16 protein-coding genes and 1 pseudogene are annotated in these 15,427 nt (G+C 67.6%); 12 read left to right on the forward strand and 5 right to left on the reverse strand.

The genetic code is table 11. The annotated features are described in order from the left end of the window. Window positions 1-49: 49 nt before the first annotated feature. On the reverse strand, window positions 50-649 hold the full coding sequence (locus NAM01S_RS11915) for a TetR/AcrR family transcriptional regulator (RefSeq protein WP_067783795.1): 600 nt from the start codon (window positions 647-649) through the stop codon (window positions 50-52). A gap of 95 nt (window positions 650-744) precedes the next feature. Continuing rightward, a complete protein-coding gene (locus tag NAM01S_RS11920; protein ID WP_084482869.1) occupies window positions 745-1,332 on the reverse strand; it encodes an LGFP repeat-containing protein in 588 nt (195 codons plus the stop codon). A 126-nt stretch (window positions 1,333-1,458) separates the two neighbouring features. Here NAM01S_RS11920 and NAM01S_RS33965 point away from each other — a divergent pair, with 126 nt between their 5' ends. The 9 genes from NAM01S_RS33965 to NAM01S_RS11965 all read left to right on the forward strand — a co-directional run bounded on the left by NAM01S_RS33965 (window position 1,459) and on the right by NAM01S_RS11965 (window position 10,596). Continuing rightward, window positions 1,459-1,950 (forward strand): LapA family protein, encoded by a 492-nt coding sequence (locus NAM01S_RS33965; protein ID WP_253798748.1) that lies wholly within the window; start codon window positions 1,459-1,461, stop codon window positions 1,948-1,950. Next, window positions 1,947-2,483, forward strand: a complete 537-nt coding sequence (locus NAM01S_RS11930; protein ID WP_067783798.1) for an SPW repeat domain-containing protein — start codon at window positions 1,947-1,949, stop codon at window positions 2,481-2,483. The genes NAM01S_RS33965 and NAM01S_RS11930 overlap by 4 nt, the downstream gene beginning before the upstream one ends. 91 nt (window positions 2,484-2,574) lie before the next feature. Further along, window positions 2,575-3,879, forward strand: coding sequence for an NfeD family protein (locus tag NAM01S_RS11935; protein ID WP_218018386.1), 1,305 nt, complete (start codon window positions 2,575-2,577; stop codon window positions 3,877-3,879). After that, window positions 3,876-4,649, forward strand: a complete 774-nt coding sequence (locus NAM01S_RS11940) for a slipin family protein (RefSeq protein ID WP_067783803.1) — start codon at window positions 3,876-3,878, stop codon at window positions 4,647-4,649. Before NAM01S_RS11935 ends, NAM01S_RS11940 begins: the two co-directional genes overlap by 4 nt. A 43-nt stretch (window positions 4,650-4,692) precedes the next feature. Further along, window positions 4,693-5,262, forward strand: a complete 570-nt coding sequence (locus NAM01S_RS11945) for an Rv1733c family protein (protein ID WP_157107710.1) — start codon at window positions 4,693-4,695, stop codon at window positions 5,260-5,262. A gap of 125 nt (window positions 5,263-5,387) precedes the next feature. Next, window positions 5,388-5,792, forward strand: coding sequence for a PRC-barrel domain-containing protein (locus NAM01S_RS11950; RefSeq protein WP_067784000.1), 405 nt, complete (start codon window positions 5,388-5,390; stop codon window positions 5,790-5,792). 201 nt (window positions 5,793-5,993) lie between these two features. Then, window positions 5,994-7,865, forward strand: coding sequence for a glycoside hydrolase family 15 protein (locus tag NAM01S_RS11955; protein ID WP_255284302.1), 1,872 nt, complete (start codon window positions 5,994-5,996; stop codon window positions 7,863-7,865). Window positions 7,866-8,053: 188 nt separating this feature from the next. Next, window positions 8,054-8,974: an ABC transporter ATP-binding protein gene (locus NAM01S_RS11960; RefSeq protein WP_067783809.1), complete on the forward strand. Its 921-nt coding sequence runs from the start codon at window positions 8,054-8,056 to the stop codon at window positions 8,972-8,974. Next, a complete protein-coding gene (locus tag NAM01S_RS11965) occupies window positions 8,971-10,596 on the forward strand; it encodes an efflux permease Rv1217c-related protein (RefSeq protein ID WP_067783812.1) in 1,626 nt (541 codons plus the stop codon). The genes NAM01S_RS11960 and NAM01S_RS11965 overlap by 4 nt, the downstream gene beginning before the upstream one ends. Before the next feature lie 92 nt (window positions 10,597-10,688). Here the strand turns inward: NAM01S_RS11965 and NAM01S_RS11970 are convergent, their stop codons facing one another. Beyond that, complete coding sequence (locus NAM01S_RS11970) at window positions 10,689-11,243, reverse strand: TerD family protein (RefSeq protein ID WP_253798740.1); 555 nt, start codon at window positions 11,241-11,243, stop codon at window positions 10,689-10,691. A 500-nt stretch (window positions 11,244-11,743) separates the two neighbouring features. Here NAM01S_RS11970 and nhaA point away from each other — a divergent pair, with 500 nt between their 5' ends. Together nhaA and NAM01S_RS11980 are read left to right on the forward strand one after the other, a co-directional pair. Then, the gene (gene nhaA / locus NAM01S_RS11975; protein ID WP_067783815.1) at window positions 11,744-13,057 is read left to right on the forward strand and encodes a Na+/H+ antiporter NhaA; all 1,314 of its coding nucleotides are present in this window, start codon (window positions 11,744-11,746) and stop codon (window positions 13,055-13,057) included. Window positions 13,058-13,337: 280 nt separating this feature from the next. Next, window positions 13,338-14,093: a class I SAM-dependent methyltransferase gene (locus NAM01S_RS11980; RefSeq protein ID WP_253798736.1), complete on the forward strand. Its 756-nt coding sequence runs from the start codon at window positions 13,338-13,340 to the stop codon at window positions 14,091-14,093. Between the two features lie 42 nt (window positions 14,094-14,135). On the opposite strand, the gene NAM01S_RS11985 is transcribed toward NAM01S_RS11980, so the two are convergent. Continuing rightward, on the reverse strand, window positions 14,136-14,471 hold the full coding sequence (locus NAM01S_RS11985) for a short-chain fatty acyl-CoA regulator family protein (RefSeq protein WP_253798733.1): 336 nt from the start codon (window positions 14,469-14,471) through the stop codon (window positions 14,136-14,138). Continuing rightward, a pseudogene (locus tag NAM01S_RS37280) lies at window positions 14,449-14,628 on the reverse strand (hypothetical protein); the annotation flags it as partial. The gene NAM01S_RS11985 and the pseudogene NAM01S_RS37280, both read right to left, overlap by 23 nt. Window positions 14,629-14,641: 13 nt before the next feature. Here NAM01S_RS37280 and NAM01S_RS11990 point away from each other — a divergent pair. Continuing rightward, a complete protein-coding gene (locus NAM01S_RS11990) occupies window positions 14,642-15,100 on the forward strand; it encodes a hypothetical protein (RefSeq protein ID WP_067783824.1) in 459 nt (152 codons plus the stop codon). The last annotated feature ends 327 nt before the right edge of the window (window positions 15,101-15,427 follow it).

Raw genomic sequence — 15,427 nt, forward strand, 5'->3', positions numbered from 1 at the left:
ACCGGTCCAGTTTTTCGGTGTTGCCCGTGCTCCCGCGTGCGAGACGGGGTCAAATCGAGTACGAGCGAAGTAGTGTCAGCCCGGCTGTCACGGCGACCCGCAACGAGGCCGGGTCGCGCCGTGCATGGCCCAGCAGCAACCCGCCCTCCAGGCTGGCCAGCAGGCCGGTGGCCAGCGTCGCCGGGTCCGCGTCTGCCCGCAGCTCGCCGCGCTCCACCATCCGGGCGATGGCGTCGGCGAACAAGCGCTCCCACGCGTCGAACGCCGCGGCGACCTGCCGCCTGGCGCCTTCGTTTCGGTCGGCCACCTCACTGGCCAGTGTGCCGATCGGACAGCCCGCCGCGGTCTGCTCGTACACCCCGATGAATCCATCCAGCGCACCAGTGAGCTCGTCCAGGGACACCACCCGCCCCAGCAGGCGCGTCAACTCATCGAGCACTTGCCCGCACCGGTACTCCACCGCGGCCGCGACCAGATCGTCCCGATCGGAAAAGTAGTGATACAACTGGCTTTTGCTGGCCCCCGAAGCGGCGCGCACCACATCAAGACTCGTCGCATCGACACCACGCTCGGCGATGAGGTCGGCGGCGCGTTCGATGATTCGTTCCCGGGTGGCGCGTCCGCGTGTGGTCTTCGGATCATTCGGCATCCATCGATCGTATGCCGATAGTGGACCACTCGGTCCAGGATGGATGGTGGGCGTTTTGTCGGCGGGTGTGTGCTCTGGCTGGCCGGGCAAGCGTCTCATCCGCTGGTGATTCGGCCGGTGTCCTCGTTCCATTCGATCCAGCCGCGTTCGAAATCCACGCGACGGCCACTCGGGACGTCGTATTCGTCCGAGGTGGGGAATCCGAGTCGGCCGTTCTCGTAGCCTTGCCGGGCCCATTCGGTGAAAATGGCCCCGTGAACGGCGTGGGTTCCCGCCGGGGAATGGTAGATATTGCCGGTCTGGAACCGGTTGAATCGGCCGACTCCGTTCGGCGTCGCCAATTCTCCGCTGACGGGCCAGCGCAACGCAGATGCGGGGCCGTTCATGCTTTCGTACTTGTCCCCGATCAGGCCGTACACTTCCCAGGCGCCGGTCTTGTCGGTCCAGTAGATGGCGCCGTTGCGGAAGTCTTGAACACGGCCACCGTCGCGGTCGTATTCTTCGCTGCGGCAGTCGCCGAGGGGGCCGGTGGGACCGGAGAGCTCGGCGTAGCGTGTGCCGATCGCGGCGGTAGGCCAGCAGCACACTTCCTCTTTCGTGTCGCAGGCTGCCAGTCCGAGCGCGAGCACAGTCAGGGCCGCTGTCAGCGCCACGCCGTTGGAGATTGCTCGAATCGCGTTCATCAGGCGACCTCTTCCTGAGAATCGTCCCCTGCGGACGGGATGACACGGCACGCGGACGGATAAACCTTGCGGCCTCCTGCAGAAACTGAAGTCGTCGCGCTCACACGTAAATAGGACGTTGGCGGTTTGCCAGGCAATAGCGGCGGGTACGCAAAAGGTATAGGGCCGACCTATACGCTGCCCGCAGCAGGGCCGGCCTGCCAGCCACGGCGTGCCCTTTTCGCCGAATTGGCTCTCGATATCGAGGAGGGCGCGATGAGCGCCAAAAATCAGCCGGTGACAGCATCGAATGCCGCAGGAGGACACTTCCTGCGCCGCGAACACGGCGACCCGAAAGCGAAAGCGCAGCCCCGTCCCCGGGGTGGCCGCGCGAGGACTTGGACCGCTCGCGCGTGGATCGAGATCGCCGTCGGCGCGGTCATCGCGATCGTGCTGCTGATCTTCATCCTGCAGAACACCGCCAAGACCGAGATCTCCTTCCTGGCGTGGAGCTTCACCATGCCGCTGGGGGTGGCTTTGCTATTCGCCGCTATCGGCGGGTTGCTGGTGATGGCATTGGCCGGAGGCGCCCGCATCTGGCAACTGCGCCACCAACGCGCCGAGACCACGAACCGATGACCACCGCCCCGAATGCCGCCCACAGCTTGCCGGTCGGCCACCGCGGCCTGGTCGAACGTCTGCTGCTGGGCTCACGCGAAACCGAGGACCAGCGCGTCCGATGGCTGCAACGCCTGCCGGGGCCGCAACTGCCCGGCCTGGTCTCCACCATCACGCTGCTGTTCGGTACCTGGCTGGCGCTCGCTCCGCTGCGGTGGCCACATCCCAGCGATGCCGGATGGTTCGCGGCAGGCTGGAACGAGGTCCTCACCGGTTCCGCCATCGCCGTGCTCGGTTTGGTCCGGCTCAGCCGCCCTATCCGCGTGGTCACCGCCACGACGCTCGGCGTCGCACTCGGTGGTTGGCTTCTGGTGAGCCCGCTGTTGTTCGACTACGGCACCACCGACGAAGCGATCCCCGCCATCGTCAACAGTCTGCTCGTGGGCGTCATCTTGATCGGCGTCACCCTCGTCGGACACGTCGACGCCCGGCGAGCCCTACCCGCAGGCGCTGCCGCGCCCAAATCAGATGATCGCGCAGGTCCGCCCGCATAGTGCCCGACGGCATCCGGCAAAGCCCGACGAGAGGCCGTCGTGGCCGGGCCTCCGTGCCCGGATCGGTTCGATGACTGAGCGAGGATCTCGCATGCGCGCGCTGATGCTGTTGCTGGGTGCGCTGGGATTGGCTCAGTCGTTGGGCGGCGTGGACCCGGTAGCGCGGGGCGTGCCCGCGGAGAGCGTGTTGGTCGCGCAGGTGGACGGGCCGATCACCTCCGTGGTGGCCGACCACGTCGGCGAAGGGGTTCGGCGGGCGGAGTCGAACGACTACGCGGCGTTTCTCGTCGAACTGGATACGCCGGGCGGTCTCGATGTTTCGATGCGCGACATCGTGCAGGCTTTCCTTGGCGCCGAGGTTCCGGTCATCGTCTATGTGACGCCGTCCGGGGCGCGCGCCGCCTCGGCGGGAGCGCTGATCACCCTCAGCGCACACGTCGCGGCGATGGCGCCGGGCACGACGATCGGCGCCGCGACCCCGGTCCGTCTCGACGGTGAGGGCGGTGGTGAGGTCGAACGAAAGGTGATCGAGGACGCGGCGGCCTTCGCGGTATCGGTGGCCCAGCAGCGGGGCCGGAACGTGGATTTCGCCGAGGACATGGTCCGCGAGGGGCGAGCGGTGCCCGCACCCGAGGCGGTCGAGTTGTCGGCGGTGGATCTGCTGGCCGCTGATCGAGCGGAGTTGCTGCGCGCGATAGACGGCGACACCGTCGTCCTGGCCAGCGGCGCCGAAACCGTGTTGCGGACCGCGAACGCCTCGGCGGTGGACCACGAGATGGGAATGTTCACCAAGCTGCGGCAACTACTGGCGAACCCGACCCTGGCCTTCCTGCTCATCTCCCTGGGCGGGCTCGCGCTGATATTCGAGCTGGCCAATCCCGGCGCGAGCGTGGGAGGAGTCATCGGCGTGGTGATGCTGGCGCTGGGTTTCGTCTCGCTGGCAGTGCTACCGGTGCAGGTCGCGGGTGTCCTGCTGGTGGTGCTGGCGCTGGCGCTGTTCGCGGCCGAACTCTTCACTCCGGGGATCGGCGCGTTCGCGGGTGGCGGGGCGATCGCCCTGGCGGCGGCTGGGCTGATGCTGTTCGAAGGGCCGTTCGAGGTCGAACCGATGGTGCTGTGGCCGACCGTCGTGGTCGTCGCTGCGGGGACGGTGCTCGCGGGCCGGCTCGCGCTGCGCGCGCGCCGAGCCGCTCCCATCACCGGGGACACGGGAATGATCGGGCAGCACACCGTCGTCGACGAGGCCGAAGGGCACAGCGGGCGCGCCCAGGTGGAAGGGGCTTGGTGGAATCTGCGCGGCCACGACCAGCCGCTGCACGCGGGGCAACGGGTGCGCGTGGTGGAGGTCGACGGCTTGACCCTGATCGTCGAAGCCGTTGCACAGGAGGAGAAATGAACGCAACCGTGATCGGCGTGTTGATCGCCGGTATGGCCGTGTTTGCCTTGCTGGCTGCGGCGATTCGCATTGTCGACGAATACGAGCGCGGCGTGATCTTCCGGCTCGGCCGGGTGATCGGCGCGAAGGGACCCGGCCTGTTCTTCATCATCCCGATCGTGGATCGAATGGTGAAGGTGTCCCTGCGCACGGTCACGATGGACATCCCCCCGCAGGACGTGATCACCAGGGACAACGTGACCGTCAGCGTCAACGCGGTCACCTACTTCAGGGTCGTCGAGCCGGTGCGATCGGTGGTGGCCGTAGAAGACCACGTCACCGCCACCTACCAGTTCGCGCAGACGACCTTGCGCAGCATTCTCGGTCAAACCGATCTGGACGATCTGCTGGTCAATCGCGACGAGATCAACCGGCGTCTGCAGAAGATCATCGACGATGCCACCAATCCTTGGGGTGTGAAGGTCGACCACGTCGAGGTCAAGGACGTGGAGCTGCCCGGATCCATGCGACGGGCGATGGCTCGGCAAGCCGAATCCGAACGTGAACGCCGCGCGAAGGTCATCCACGCCAAAGGCGAGTACGAGGCCGCCGAGACCCTGGGCAAGGCGGCAGACGTCATGGAAAGAAAGCCGGCCGCACTGCAATTGCGCGTGTTGTCCACCATGGCCGACATCTCCGCCGATCGCAGCTCGACGCTGATCTTCCCGCTGCCGCTGGAGTTCCTCCGACTGGCCCAAGCCGCCGGAAAGCGCCTTGAATCCGAAGAGTAGGACCCCGCTTCTCGGGCACTCGTATTTCAAGGTGGTGATCCCCATGGAGTCCTACCCGCCCGCTCCCACCCGGTTGATTCGAATGGTGCCCTGGAGCCGGAACCCGGTCATGCGACCTGGCGACCGGATCCAGTCGGCAATCCGGCTTCTGGCGATGACCATCTGCCTGATCGCGGTGCCGGCCGCGGGCGCGATCGGCACCGAGACCTACGCACGGGAAGCCACCCGAATCCGCCAGCAACAGGCGGCGACCTCGACGGTGACCGCCACCATCGTCGCAGAGCCGATACACACATCCGATCAAATCAGTGCCAGGGCCAAGGTGCGGTGGACACATGACGGACACACCGGATCCGCGAGCGTCCCGGTCGCCCCCAACGCGATCCGCGGCCGAACCCTGACCCTGCACATCGATGACGAAGGCAAGATCACCGAACCCGCGCCATCGACCCGCAGCGCAGGTTGGACGGCTGTCGCGACCGCGCTCGGGGTGCTCGCCGGAACCTGGAGCATCGCTTTGATCCTCACCACGGCGGTCCACGGAGTGCTGCTCGCACATCGCGACGCGCAACTGGACCGGGAGTGGCGCGCACTGGATATCGACAGGCAGTGAATCCGTCGGCACGCGGTACGCCGAGCGAGGACGTTTTCCTTCGCGGCTCCCGGGCATGCGCGATATCGATGGCACGGTGAGTCCGGGTGCGGTCGCGCGATGGGCTCGAGGCAATGGAGGAGCGTATGGCCGAGCAGAGGCTACCAACTCTCATCGACATGGAGGACGCGGATCTGACGGTGCGCGACCCAGCCGACGATATCCGCGGCCGGACGGTGCTCGACCCCCATGGCGATGAACTCGGCGAGGTCGACGGGCTACTCGTCGACGAGGCGGAGAATCGGGTCCGATTCCTGCGCCTGGCCTCCGGCGGATTGCTCGGATTCGGCCGGACGAAACGGCTGATCCCGGTCGAGGCCATCACCGGAATCGACGAGAAGACCGTGCGTATCGATCGGGCCAAGGAGCAGGTCGCGGACAGCGCGCCGTACGACCCACCGCTGCTCGACGAGCACGTCTTCTACCAGGACCTTTACCAACACTACGGCGTGCAGCCGTTCTGGATCACCGGCTATCGCTATCCATTCTGATTGCCGCCGGCCGGGCAGAGGTCACAGTCGAACGACGAACCCTTGCCCGTCATTGCGCAGGTCGTCGAGTGAGAAGGCATCGGTGGAGCTGACCAGGGTGCCGAACCCGTCGGTCCGGACGTGGATCGAGGTCATGTCGCCGCTGGCCGGGTGTCCGGCCGCGAAGGCGAATAGCGAACCCGTCTGCGGGTACTTCGCTGGGTGATCGGGGAGGTGGTCTGGATGCCATCCGCTATCGAGGACTACGCGCTGCTGGGCGATCTGCAGACCGCGGCGCTGGTCGCCAAGGACGGCAGTATCGACTGGCTGTGTCTGCCCCGCTTCGATTCGCCGGCCTGTTTCGCCGCTTTGCTGCACGACTCGCGTGCGGGCCGCTGGCGACTGGCACCGGCCGGCGGCGGGCACGCGAGCAGCCGCGCCTATCACGGCGACTCGCTGGTACTCGACAGCCTCTGGCACACACCTTCGGGCACCGCGCGAGTCATCGACTGCATGCCACCGCGCGGCGACGCCGCAGACGTGGTGCGAGTGGTCGAAGGTGTGTCCGGTCATGTGCCGATGCGCATGGAACTTCGGCTGCGATTCGACTACGGCAGCATCACCCCGTGGGTTCGCGACCTCGACGGGGTGTTCTCGGCCATCGCCGGACCGGACGCGGTATGGCTGCACACCGGCGCGCCACTGCGCATCCACGATCAGTCCGCCACCGCCGAGTTCGACGTGGCCGCCGGTCAGCGGGTGCCTTTCGTCCTCACCTACCAACAATCACATCTGGCCTGCCCAGATCCTGTTGACGCCGAACAGGCCGTCACCGAGGCCGAGACGTTCTGGGCGGACTGGATCGCCCGCTGCACCTACCGAGGCAAGTGGTCGCAGGAAGTGAGACGCGCTCTGGTCACCTTGAAGGCGATGACCTACACCCCCACCGGCGGAATCGTCGCCGCCGCAACGACTTCGCTGCCCGAGCAACCCCGTGGTGTACGCAACTGGGACTACCGCTTCTGCTGGCTGCGCGACGCGACGTTCACGCTGCAGGCGTTGCTGGGCACCGGCTTCGTCGACGAAGCCCGCGCATGGCGGGAGTGGCTGGTACGCGCGGTCGCCGGTGACCCGAGCAAACTGCAGATCATGTACCGGTTGGACGGCGCCAGAAGATTGCCCGAGCAGAAGCTGCGCTGGTTGTCCGGTTACGACGGCGCCGCCCCGGTACGGATCGGCAACGCCGCCACCGGACAATTCCAACTCGACGTGTGGGGCGAGGTCCTCGATGGGCTGCACCTGGCCCGAGACGCCGGTCTCCCGGTGCACGAGACAGCCTGGGACGTGCAAAGGGCACTGTTGGACTACCTGGAAGGGCACTGGAACGATCCGGACAACAGCCTGTGGGAGATGCGCGGCCCGCGAAGACATTTCGTGCACTCGAAGGTGATGGCGTGGGCGGGTCTGGACCGCGCCGTGCATACCGTGGCAGCTCACGGCCTCGACGGCCCGATCGGGCGATGGCGGGCGCTGCGCGACCGGATCCATGCCGAGGTCTGCGCCAACGGCTACGACGCCGAGCGCGCAACCTTCACCCAGTTCTACGGCTCACACGGACTGGACGCGTCGCTGTTGCTGATCCCGAGAGTCGGCTTCTTGCCATGGAACGACCCCCGGGTTGTCGGTACGGTCGACATGGTTCGAAAACAACTGTGCGACAACGGCTTCGTGCACCGCTATCGCCCGGACGCCGATGGTGGAGTCGACGGGCTACCCGGCACCGAAGGCGCATTTCTGGCCTGCTCCTTTTGGCTGGCCGACGCGCTACACAGCACCGGCCGCACCAGGCAGGCGCATGAACTGTTCGAACGGCTGCTGGATCTCCGCAACGACGTCGGCCTGCTCAGCGAGCAGTACGACACCACGACCGGCCACCACCTGGGCAACACGCCCCAGGCGTACAGCATGATCGAACTGATCAACACAGCCCGCCGACTCACCGGAGCGCAAGTCGAAACCTCAGCCGCCAACAGGGGAGCAGAACACGGTAGCCAGAACGCCGAAACCGAGACCGTCACTCCGATGACACCGTGACCAACCCTGAAGAATCCCTGCCACCGGTCACCGATGGCCACGTGGCCCGATGAGGCGGCCTTTCGCTGTCGCGATGTGCGCCTGTCGGTCGAAAGCCCGCGGCGACTGCGCTGGTGGAGTACCTTTGACTCAGGTGAGCCGGGAAGTCTGGTCGGCGTGTCGTATCCGCCGACCTTGGAAGGGCTTCCATGTCCACAGCGGCGATGTCCGCGCGCGTCGATACCCGTGCGGCCATCTCGATCGAGCATTTGACCAAGCATTTCGGCCGCACCATCGCGGTCGACGACCTCACCCTGACCGTCGCGCCCGGTGAGGTGTTCGGGTTCCTCGGCCCCAACGGTGCGGGCAAGTCGACCACCATCCGGCTGCTTCTCGGCCTGATCCGCCCCACCGTGGGCGCGGCGCGAGTGTTCGGTGTCGACGCCGGTGACGTGCGGCGCGCGCACCACCACCTCGCCTACGTGCCCGCCGACGTGGCCTTGTGGCCGTCGTTGACCGGCGCCGAGACACTCGAGCTACTCGCCCGTGTCGGCCCTGGCATCGATCTGTCCTATCGCGCCGAGCTGATCGAGCGCCTCGACCTCGATGTCGACAAGCCCGGAAGGGCGTACTCCACCGGCAACCGGCAGAAGGTCGCCCTGGTCGCCGCTTTCGCCTCCCGGGCTCCGCTGCTCGTGCTCGACGAACCGACCAGTGGGCTGGACCCGCTGATGGAACGCGAGTTCCGTCGGTGCGTCGCCGAAGCACGCGAGCGCGGGCAGACGGTGTTCTTGAGTTCGCATCAGCTCGGTGAGGTCGAGGCGCTGTGCGACAGGGTCGCGATCCTGCGCGCCGGACGACTCGTGGAGATCGCGACGCTGGCCGAGCTGCGACGATTGCACCGCACGATCGTCGAGGTCGCTTTCCTGGGCGAGGCACCGGCGCTGGCGGAGGGGGACGGTGTCGAGGCCATCGAGGTGCTCGACGAGGGCCGGATGCGGTTCACCCTGGCCGGGCCGCCCGCGGCCGCGTTGCGCGCGCTCGCCGCGGCGCAAGTGACGGCGCTGTCGTCTCGGGAACCCACACTCGAGGAGATCTTCCTCGACTACTACGGGCAGGCACGGCGATGACCGCCACGACGGTCCGGCCGCAGCAGGTGAACGTTTCCGCACCCGGGCGGGCGGCAGCTCGGCTGACCCGCCGCCAGGCACGCCGCGGCGCGGCGATCGTGGCACTGACCGCCACGGGCCTGTCGGCTCTCGTCGCGGCTCAGTACCGCACGACCTTCGCCGACAGCATCGATGCGGGCGCACTGCGCGCACTGGCCGAAAACCCCGCGGTGCGAATCCTTTTCGGTACCCCGTTGGCCCTCGACGATCCCGGCGGGTTCACCGTCTGGCGCACCGGAACCCCGGTGCTGGTGCTGTGCGGTATGTGGGCACTGCTGGCCGCCACCCGCCTCACCCGCGGCGAGGAAGACGCCGGACACTGGGACCTGCTGCTCGGCGGCAGGCTGCGCCCGATCGATCTGGTCGCGCGCTGCGCCACCACACTGTGTCTGGCCGCTGCCGTGATCGCGACGGGAGTCGCAGCCGGTTTGGTGGTGACCGGTACGGACCCCACCGGAGCTCTCCTGCACGGCCTGTGTGTGTTCGGAGCGACGGTGACCTTCGCGAGCGTGGGACTGCTTGCCGCGCAACTGCTGCCGTCTCGGGCGGCGGCCGCCGGGCTCGCCTCGGCCGTCCTCGGGGCGAGCCTGCTGCTGCGGATGCTCGCCGACGGTGTCCCCGAACTTGCATGGACCGCCTGGCTCACCCCCTTCGGGCTCGCAGCACGCGTCGCCCCATACGCCGACAATCGAATCGAACCGCTGTTCGTTCTGGCGGTACTGGCCATCGTCCCCGTCGCGGCGGCGCTGGTCGCCGTCCGCGGGCGCGATCTCGGCGGTGCTCTGGTCACCCTGTCCGACGCCAGACCCGCTCGCACTCGGCTGCTCGGATCGGTGCTGGGCTTCGCTGTTCGGCGCGCGCTGGCGCCCACTGCGGGCTGGGGTGTGGGGATCGCCGCCTACTTCCTGCTCGTCGGCGCGTTGATCTCCTCGATCCTGGAATTCTTCGCCGAGAACCCGCGTTTCGCCGAACTCGCCGCGACGGCCGGCTTCGGCGGCCTCGATTCGGCCACCGGTTTCGCCGCCGCGATGTTCGCCCTGCTCGCCATCCCGGCCGGGCTCTACGCCGCCACCCGCATCGCCACCTTCGCCGCCGACGAGACCGCGCGCCGCTGGACCGCCCTGCACGCGCTTCCGCTGACCCGAAACAGGTCGGCGGGAACCGAAATCGCCGTCACCGCAGCGGGTCTCGCGGTGCTGTTGCTCGCCGCGGCGGTCGCGATGTGGGTCGGTGCGGTACTGGCCGGTGCGCCGCTGAGCCTGCCCGAGGCCATCGCCGGCGCCGCCAACGTCGCCACGCTCGCTCTGCTCGCGCTCGGCGCCGCGGCACTGGCCTTGGGCTGGTTCCCCAGTGCGGTCGAGCCGATCGGCGCCGTGCCCGTCGTCGGCGGATTTCTCCTCGACGTCCTCGCCCAGAGCACCGGCGCACCCGGCTGGGTCCGCGAGATCTCGCCGTTCGCGCATCTGGCCGCCGTACCCGACACCGCACCGGACTGGACAGCGAACCTCACCTTCGCCGCCATCGCGATCGCGACCACGACGATCGGACTCTACGGCTACACTCGCCGCGACCTGCGAGGCTGACATCCGTGTTCACAGTTCACGATTCGTCACGGGCGCGGAACGAAGCGAGTCCGCCCGAGCCGCAGTTGCCGGTCGATGTCGCCTCGACTGGATCAGATCTCGGATCGGGACAAGTAGGGCGCGATCGCGGGAACCGCCTCGACCGGATGACCGGCCGCGAGGCCCCGCTCGATTCGCCGAAAGCTCCACACCCGATCGCCGCGGTGCAGCACACCCATCAACAATCCGGTGACCGGACCGGCTTCGCCCAGGTCGTAGCGGGACAGCTCCGCGTCGGTGGTGCCGTCGACCAGTCGGCAGAACGCGTTGTCGATCCGGTCGAAGCTCTGCCCGGTGTAGCAGCTCACCAGCAGCGCGATCACGGTCACGTGGGGCGACAGCCGGGTCAACTCGAGGGTGATGACCTCGTTGTCGCCCCTGCCCTCGCCGGTCGTGCTGTCGCCGTGATGACGCACCGCGCCATCGCGGGAACTCAACTGCTGGTGATAGACCACGTCGACCAAGGACCGGTCGGCATACAGCAGCGCGGCGGCGTTGAGATCGATGTCCTTGCTTCGGAAGCCGAAGCGGGAACGCCGGGCCGGATCCCATCCCACCGCCATCTTCACGTACTCCACCGCTAGGCCCTCGCCGCTGCGAAGCTCCACCGAACGCCCCCTCCCCGCTTCCATCAACTCCGGCCACATCGCCGTAGCAGGCTGTCCACACCGTAGCCCGTGCCACCTGCGAGCCGCGGCGATTCATCGGATTGCGGGCTGCGCGCTCAAATACCAGCGCCGATGACCTTCCTCGGCACACCTTGTGGACGCATCGACATGCCTGGCTTCGGGCGAGCGATCGCGTGTCCATAGCATGAGAGGACAGTTCTCGCCGGGTTTGCCTCGCCTGGACATTTGCGGCATCTTTACAGGTGGAGCGCCGGGAAGTCTGGTCGGCAGCCGGCCCGGAGGACCGGGTCGGTTCGTCCGGCGAGAGGTGCGCTCTGGTGATCGCGATTCATTCCGCGCTCGATCCCCCAGCCAGATCCGACAGATACGGCCTTCGGCCCCGAGCACCCTGCCCCGTGGATCCCTACGCATCGGTTTCCGCTGTGGACCGCGAGTCGCAGCCTTCGGTCGCTTCGCCGGTCCGGACCTGAGAGGCATTCATGGCAGGGACGAGTTCGCCCGCACCACGACGACTGTTCACCCCCGGCAGCTGGCCGGAATCGCGCCGTATCGCTTCGGTCCTGCGCGAGGAAACCGTCGGCGGCGTCCTGCTGATCATCGCCGCGGCCATCGGACTGATCTGGGCCAACACTCCCTGGTCCAGTGCCTACTACACCCTGCGCGACACCCGGATCGGGCCGGAAAGCCTGCACCTGAACCTCACACTGGGCTCCTGGGCCGCCGACGGGCTGCTCGCGATCTTCTTCTTCGTCGTCGGGCTCGAACTCAAACGCGAATTCGTCGCCGGAGACCTACGCGACCCACGCAGGGCCGCGCTGCCGGTCGTCGCCGCCATCGGCGGAATGCTCGGCCCCGCCGTGATTTTCGTGGCCATCAACCTCAGAACCGGCGGCGGTGCACTCAACGGCTGGGCCATCCCCACCGCCACCGACATCGCCTTCGCCCTGGCCGTGCTCGCCGTCCTGAGCACCCACCTGCCGACCGCGCTACGCACCTTCCTGCTCACCCTCGCAGTCGTCGACGACCTGCTCGCGGTCACCGTCATCGCCATCTTCTACACCGACGAACTACACCTGAACTATCTCGGGCTCGCCGTCATCCCGTTCGCGGCCTTCGCACTCGCGGTCAACAAACGCCTGAGCACCTTCTGGATCCTCGTCCCGCTCGCCGTGCTCACCTGGTGGCTGATCCACCAATCCGGCGTCCACGCCACCGTCGCCGGAGCACTACTCGGATTCACCGTCCCCGTCGCCCGATCCGCCATCGGCGCCGGACCCGACACCGCCCACAAAGGACTCGCCGAACGCTTCGAACACCGCATCCGCCCGCTCTCGGCCGGATTCGCGGTACCGGTCTTCGCGTTCTTCGCCGCCGGAGTCACCCTCGGCGGACTCACCGGCCTGGCTCAGGCCCTCGACGACCCAGTCACCGTCGGGATCATCGTGGGCCTTGTCGCGGGCAAACTGGCCGGCATCACCGCCACCACCTACCTGACCGCCAAACTCACCCGCGCCGAACTCGACGAAGACCTGCGCTGGATCGACGTCGCCGGAGTCGGACTGCTCGGCGGAATCGGCTTCACCGTCTCACTGCTCATCGGCGAACTCGCCTACACCGACGACACACTGCGCGGCGACCACGTCCGCATCGGCGTCCTGCTGGGTACCCTCGCCGCCGCAGCGCTCGCCGCGATCCTGCTGCGCATGCGCAACCGCACCTACCGACTCATCGCCGAACACGAAACACGCGACGACAACCACGACGGCGTCCCAGACCTCTACCAAAAGCCGTAGCCGACGCTCGGCTCCGGCGAAACGACCTGATCAGACGCAGCGAGACCGCTCTCCGAGGCGACGGTAGTGCTGGTTCCGCCACTCATCCCGGAGCTCATGCCGATCACCTCCCTGCGCACCGTGCGGCGCGAGGTGCTGACCAACCTCGGCTACGAGGTCACCGCCGCACCACTGAGCGCCTGAGCGGCCACCGCGCGGCCGCGACCGCTCGTTCCGCCGAATCGCACGGCATCGCCGATAGGATCGGCCCCGCCTCGCCGGGTGGGCGAGCCTCGATTCGGTGGAGGGAGTGCGCATGGACTGGGAGGCGTGGCAGCGGAGCTGGGATCGGCAGCAGGAGCTGTACCTGCCCGACCGCGAAGAACGCTTCCGGGTGCTGCTCGACGTGGTGGAGGCGTCGGCGGGGAAGTCACCGCGCGTGCTCGACCTGGCGTGCGGGACCGGAACCATCAGCCGCCGGCTCTTCGCCCGGCTGCCGGAGGCGAGCTTGGTGGCGGTCGATCGTGATCCCACGCTGCTGGCGGTGGCACGGGGATCGTTCGACGGTGATCCCCGCATCTCGTTCGTGGTCGCCGACCTCGAGGAACCGGGGTGGACGCGGCAGCTGCCGTCCGAGCCGTTCGACGCCGTGCTGACCGCGACGGCCACGCATTGGATGCCGGCCGACGCCCTGGCCCGGCTGTACGCCGATTCGCGACCCTTGCTGCGTCCGGGCGGGGTACTCGTCAACGCCGACCACATGCCCGATCCACGCACGCCGATGCTGAACACCTTGGATGAGATCATCCAACGCGCTCACCAGGAGCGCGCTCGGGCCGACGGCGCCCGTGACTGGGACCAATGGTGGGCGGACATCGCCGCCGATCCGGAGCTTGCCGACGAAACCACCGCCAGCCGCGCCATTTTCGAAGGCAGGAAACCGGGGGTGCCCCAGCCGCTCGCTTGGCATCTGGACCGGCTCGCCGAGGCCGGATTCACCGAAGCCGGTGTGGCCTGGCGATCCATCACCGATGCGGTGGTCGTCGGCATTCGGTGACAACGAGCATCCTCCCGAGCGCGGACGTCCGACGACCTGGGGTCAGCTCGCTGTCGTCGGTACGTAAGGGATGTTCTGGGAACTATTGTCGTCCACGCGGATCGGGCGACCCAGTTGCGGAAAGGCGCGTTGCGCGCAGTCGGTGCGCTCGCAGACCTTGCAGCCCGCGCCGATCGGCACCGCGGTGCGCGGGTCGTCGATGGGCAGCCCGTGCGAGTAGATGCGCTCCCCGGCGTAGGCCAGGTCGCAACAGAGGCCGATAGCGAAATCCTCTTTCGGAGACAAATATCCGGGAGTCTTCTCGTCGGTGGTGCGGGCCAGCCATAGTTCCACCGTGGTGACCCAGCACCGCCAACGCAGCCAAACCCGCGACCCCACGCAGCGCCCGCGCTCCAACCTCCTTGTGCGGCACCCCCACCCGCCCCTCGGTGGCCTCAACCTCGATCAACCGACGCTGCCAAACACACCCCGCCTTGCCCGCATCGTGAAACAACCCCAACACATACGCCAACTCCCCCGCCCCGAACACCGACATCTGCGGACGCAAGATGGAGGCCGGAGCGATCCGAGTAGTCGTCTACTACCGCTGTCGCGCCAAGAACCTGACCCCAGGCAGCCCCGCCCTGGCCGAGCACCCCGTCACGGTCAACTTGCGCGAGGACCACCTCGTCGCACCGATCGACCGCTGGCTGGCCACCCTGTTCCATCGGACCCATCGCGACCGCACTATCGCCAGCCTGCTCGCGGCCCAAGACGACGGCGACCACGACACACACCGCGCACTGCTGCGACGCCGTATCGCCGACGCCGAAGCCAAACTCGAACGCCACCTCGCCGCCATCGAAGCAGGAGTCGACCCCCAGGTCCTTGTGACCGCGATGAACACCGCTCGAGCCGAGAAGGTGGCAGCACAAACGGAGCTACACAACCTGCCCACCATTCCCCGTCTGACCGAGACCGAGATCCGCCAGCTCATCGACTCCCTCGGCGACATTCCCGGCGGTTAACACCGCGAGAGCGCGATCCGACCGAGCGGAGCTCTACCAGACCTTCCACCTCTACAAACGGCATCGGCCCCGACAACCGAAGTTGCCGGGGCCGATTTGCACTGGTGTCCGGAGGGGGACACATGCGCTAAACACAGAGATCGACCTGGGAAAACGCTAGGAATAGGTCATTCGGTGCGTCGCATGGCCGGAGTAGCGGCCGTCGAGATTGCCTCTTAGGCAGGGCGCCGTTTGGTGCAGGCAACCGCCCGATGTGCGCGTAAGGTCTAGGAGACGCGACCCACAGGTCGGCGTCGCGTGGCCGTATCCTGCAGACCTTGCTGGCTT

Source organism: Nocardia amikacinitolerans NBRC 108937, assembly GCF_001612615.1.
GTDB lineage: Bacteria > Actinomycetota > Actinomycetes > Mycobacteriales > Mycobacteriaceae > Nocardia > Nocardia amikacinitolerans.

Excerpts from the sequence above, each read along its gene's own strand:
- NAM01S_RS11915 (WP_067783795.1), bottom strand. The coding sequence starts at position 649 with ATGCCGAATGATCCGAAGACCACACGCGGACGCGCCACCCGGGAACGA.
- NAM01S_RS11920 (WP_084482869.1), bottom strand. The coding sequence starts at position 1,332 with ATGAACGCGATTCGAGCAATCTCCAACGGCGTGGCGCTGACAGCGGCC.
- NAM01S_RS11930 (WP_067783798.1), top strand. The coding sequence starts at position 1,947 with ATGACCACCGCCCCGAATGCCGCCCACAGCTTGCCGGTCGGCCACCGC.
- NAM01S_RS11935 (WP_218018386.1), top strand. The coding sequence starts at position 2,575 with ATGCGCGCGCTGATGCTGTTGCTGGGTGCGCTGGGATTGGCTCAGTCG.
- NAM01S_RS11940 (WP_067783803.1), top strand. The coding sequence starts at position 3,876 with ATGAACGCAACCGTGATCGGCGTGTTGATCGCCGGTATGGCCGTGTTT.
- NAM01S_RS11945 (WP_157107710.1), top strand. The coding sequence starts at position 4,693 with ATGGAGTCCTACCCGCCCGCTCCCACCCGGTTGATTCGAATGGTGCCC.
- NAM01S_RS11950 (WP_067784000.1), top strand. The coding sequence starts at position 5,388 with ATGGCCGAGCAGAGGCTACCAACTCTCATCGACATGGAGGACGCGGAT.
- NAM01S_RS11960 (WP_067783809.1), top strand. The coding sequence starts at position 8,054 with ATGTCCACAGCGGCGATGTCCGCGCGCGTCGATACCCGTGCGGCCATC.
- NAM01S_RS11965 (WP_067783812.1), top strand. The coding sequence starts at position 8,971 with ATGACCGCCACGACGGTCCGGCCGCAGCAGGTGAACGTTTCCGCACCC.
- nhaA (WP_067783815.1), top strand. The coding sequence starts at position 11,744 with ATGGCAGGGACGAGTTCGCCCGCACCACGACGACTGTTCACCCCCGGC.
- NAM01S_RS11990 (WP_067783824.1), top strand. The coding sequence starts at position 14,642 with ATGGAGGCCGGAGCGATCCGAGTAGTCGTCTACTACCGCTGTCGCGCC.